6 protein-coding genes and 1 pseudogene are annotated in these 3,303 nt (G+C 68.8%); 4 read left to right on the plus strand and 3 right to left on the minus strand.

Annotated features, from left to right (window positions below):
• From EFK10_RS24390 to EFK10_RS24400, 3 genes are all read right to left on the minus strand, one after another.
• Positions 1-302 (minus strand): glutamate-cysteine ligase family protein (locus EFK10_RS24390; RefSeq protein WP_240677436.1); only part of this gene is annotated, 302 nt, incomplete at its 3' end.
• Positions 303-1,020: 718 nt separating this feature from the next.
• The gene (locus tag EFK10_RS24395) at positions 1,021-1,254 is read right to left on the minus strand and encodes a hypothetical protein (protein WP_127357777.1); all 234 of its coding nucleotides are present in this window, start codon (positions 1,252-1,254) and stop codon (positions 1,021-1,023) included.
• Entirely contained in the window at positions 1,251-1,529 is a 279-nt protein-coding gene (locus tag EFK10_RS24400; RefSeq protein ID WP_127357778.1) for a type II toxin-antitoxin system prevent-host-death family antitoxin, read from the minus strand. Before EFK10_RS24400 ends, EFK10_RS24395 begins: the two co-directional genes overlap by 4 nt.
• Before the next feature lie 32 nt (positions 1,530-1,561).
• On the opposite strand from EFK10_RS24400, the gene EFK10_RS53805 reads away from it, so the two are divergent.
• The 4 genes and pseudogenes from EFK10_RS53805 (at position 1,562) to EFK10_RS52255 (ending at position 2,671) form a co-directional block, all read left to right on the plus strand.
• Positions 1,562-1,831, plus strand: coding sequence for a DUF7848 domain-containing protein (locus tag EFK10_RS53805; protein ID WP_456318732.1), 270 nt, complete (start codon positions 1,562-1,564; stop codon positions 1,829-1,831).
• Between the two features lie 121 nt (positions 1,832-1,952).
• Positions 1,953-2,021, plus strand: a pseudogene (locus EFK10_RS53435) (hypothetical protein); the annotation flags it as partial.
• A gap of 25 nt (positions 2,022-2,046) precedes the next feature.
• A complete protein-coding gene (locus EFK10_RS50810; protein WP_407647128.1) occupies positions 2,047-2,367 on the plus strand; it encodes a fic family toxin-antitoxin system, toxin component in 321 nt (106 codons plus the stop codon).
• Between the two features lie 172 nt (positions 2,368-2,539).
• Positions 2,540-2,671: a hypothetical protein gene (locus tag EFK10_RS52255; RefSeq protein WP_265737555.1), complete on the plus strand. Its 132-nt coding sequence runs from the start codon at positions 2,540-2,542 to the stop codon at positions 2,669-2,671.
• Positions 2,672-3,303 lie beyond the last annotated feature (632 nt).

Raw genomic sequence — 3,303 nt, forward strand, 5'->3', positions numbered from 1 at the left:
GGGACCGGAACCGCGCCGCGCAGCGGCGCCGTACCGCTGGCCGCCACCAGGCAGCCGCACGACAGGGCGGCCTCGGCCACGGCGTGCCGCAGCCGCAGGAGGTGGCCGCCGACCTCTTCCAGGGCGGTGCAGACCGGGGTGGCGACTTCCACTTGGGCCTGCAGCAGTTCCGGATGCACCTCACCTGCCTCAGCCCCGGGCGCGAGGCTGGCCGACGCGCTCACCACGTCGGCGACCGGCACCGGCAGCGCGGTGACCGGATCGAGCAGCAGATATTCTTCCTCCACGCCGATCGTGACCATGCCGGTTCACCCTTCCACTGCTTCATCGGAAGGCGTACGGCCCGCACGTCCGAGTCATAACGCCTGGCGATGCCCTATCCGCACAAATAATCCTAAAACGGACATCGAAACGGCTCGCGCGACGAAACGGCTCGCGCGACACCCCCGACCTTCGACCAGCGAGGGTGAGCACAAGCAGCTCACCAGCTGACCGCCAAAGGGCACGGCCCGTAGCCGCGACCCATCACGGCTCGCCCGCCCCGGGGCCTGTCACGGTTGGCGATGCGGTGGCAGGTGTGATCACTACTGGCTGTGTAGCGGGTCGGCTTCACCTGCGGGCACTGCTGGCACCGGTGGACCGTCGACTACGACGTCCAGCAGTACCGGGATGGGGCGGGTGAGAACATGGCGCTCCTCTGCTCGGCGTCACCGCTCACCAGTGGCCCGCCGCGCTGCCATGCCCAGTCGGGCATGTCGGTCGGTACCAGCGCGGTCGCCATCAACGCCCCTGTGTCCACAGCGGGATGGAAAGTCATTCCACCGTGTGATTACCGGTCGGGTTTCGAGCCGACACGGTGTGTCAGACGATCCTGCAAAGGTGCCCCGACCTCCCGCTCACTGCCTGGACTGGCTGCCCGCCGGCCGCTTGGTGGCCATGCGCCTGGCGGGCGAGTGGTGGGATCCCGTCCGCGCCGAGCTTGTCCACGCTCAGCCGGGGGGCGTGGCCGAACCGACGCCTTCATCCGCGCCGTCCTGCGCCGCGTCCCATCTCCGCCCGGCCGGTACAGGACGCGCCAGTCGCCGGCCGACAGCCGCCGCCGGACTCGCCCAGCGCACGCGCCTGAGGCGGGCGGGGGTCGGCGGCCAGGGTGCGGACGACAGCGACGCAGTCCTTGGCGCCTGCGGGGTCGAGCCGGCGCGGCCGGCGGAACTCGTCCATGGCCTGGTGCTGCCACACCACGGTGGAGGTCACGAGGCGGCCGCTTGGCCGTCCTCGGCCTCGAGTTCGGCCATGAACGCCTCGTGTGTCATCGCCTCTCCGGTGGGAGCGGCCTCGCGGCGGGTTGCCTCGGCGATGTCGGCCTCATCGCGCAGACGACGCAGTTCCTCCAGCTCATCGATCGGGATGAGGGCGGCTGCAGGCTTGCCGTACTCACTGATGACAATGTGCTCGTGCCCATGGCGGACACGGCCCACGAGGTGGCCGAGCTGGTTGCGGGCTTCGACTAGCGGATACATCTCATCCATACCAGAACAGTACACACCTGCGGGTATGTACAGTGGGGGTTTGGCCGCAATACCATCCGGCTGGTCGTCGACGGGTTCAAGAAAGGCTCGCGACGTACCTACAGCAGTTGCTGGATGACCAATCGCCTCATCCGATGTTCTGGGCTGCGTGCATGACGTGTGAGGAGCAGTCGCCGGGCGCGGATGACCCGGACGCCCTGCAGCTGTGGTGTCTCCAGCACTCCGGCCGCACCAGTCATGAGAGCTTCCGGTGCGAAATCACCACGCACGGGCGCGTGTTCCCAGCCAACGACGGGACGTAGCCGCGGGCCCTGCCCTGAGACGGGGTGCCGCCGAGACCTTCTTGGACTCCTGCAGGTCGGCGCAGAAGGCCAGCGAGGGGGCTAGTGGGATTTCGTGCGGCCGTTGCTGCCCCGCGCTGCGATGGGGCGTCCGCGGCTCGATGACCGGATGGTCCTGAACGGCATCGTGTGGAAGTTCCGGGCCGGGGTGGCCTGGCGGGACGTGCCCGAGCGGTATCACCCGTGGGCCACCCTGTACACGCGTCGGCGTCCCGGTCGCGGCCGTCGCCCGCCACCAGGCCGAACTGCTCGACCGTCCGGTCTACGGCGGCCCCTACGCTCGCGCCGCCGCCCTCACGCACACCCTGGGACGCTGCCGCTGGCTGGAGCGCTCCAACCTCACCGTCGCCTGCGCGGCGGCCGCCATGTACCTCGCCGCAAGCGGCATCGAAGTCCACCCCGACAAACAGCACCTGCGCGCCCTTGCCGAGGAACTGTACGACCCTCGCAGCACCGCTGCGAGCATCGTCGAACTGCTGCGCACCTGGCCCACCTGAACCGGGCATGTACGCGTAGGTCTATGCCCGGGCCGGACTTTCCTGGCCCGCCGGCGGCCAGGCCACCGCACGGGCCTGCATGCTCGGTCACGGGACCAGCCCGATAGCGCACGCAGCGCCGCGCTGCCAGGGGAGTCGAGGGAAACCGACCACAACCCGCCTGGCCTGCGGCATGGGCGGGCTGAGCTGCGGCTACCTGGGCGCCCACCTTGAGCCCCACCTACCGGACAAGGCCCTGCGGCTCCTACTGGCATCCCTCGCGATCGGCGTCGGCGCCCTCTATGCCCTCCAAGCCTTGCTCTGACCACAACCAACCACAGTCACGCGGCCCTCAGCGGGGACGCCTCGGCCCCGTCATTCCAGTTGCTGCAACGGTGGCGATCGCCACGTCGCGATGGCTACCCATTTCGCTGCCTTAATCCAAGGCCAGGGGTCATGAGCGGCGTGGAGATGCCTTCGCCAGCCCTGTCCACTGGGTGGGACTTAGTTCGGCGACCATCAGCGGCTGGTGGCCTGGCCGAGGCTTGTAGATCACGGCTCCGCCTTCGGCCGGGACGGGCATCTTTGCGTTCCGGAGCGTGTTTGCGTGGGTAACCAGCCCGGTGTCCGTACCAGGCTGCGGCCTGGTGTTGAGCAAGGCCCGCACCTGGGCGGCTTGCCGCGCGTGGTTGACACCCGGGTAGCCCGAGGAGATCAATGCACGGGAGGGCTGTCCGACCTTGCCGAACGCCAGCCGTGCGGTGGTACGCGTACGGCAGAACGGGCTGTAGAGGACCTGTCTGATGGGCAGCTTGAGCGCGCTGATCGCTCGGCCGATCTGGCGGGCCTGAGTGATCCCGAGCCCTCTCTGTCAAAGTGTGATGAGTCGGGTAAAGTGACCGATTCATTCAGTCGAGGGCGGAGAAGGAGGAGTGCCCGAAGTGGCCAGCACCAACG

It is taken from the genome of Streptomyces soli (genome assembly GCF_003999195.1).
Classification (GTDB): domain Bacteria; phylum Actinomycetota; class Actinomycetes; order Streptomycetales; family Streptomycetaceae; genus Actinacidiphila; species Actinacidiphila soli.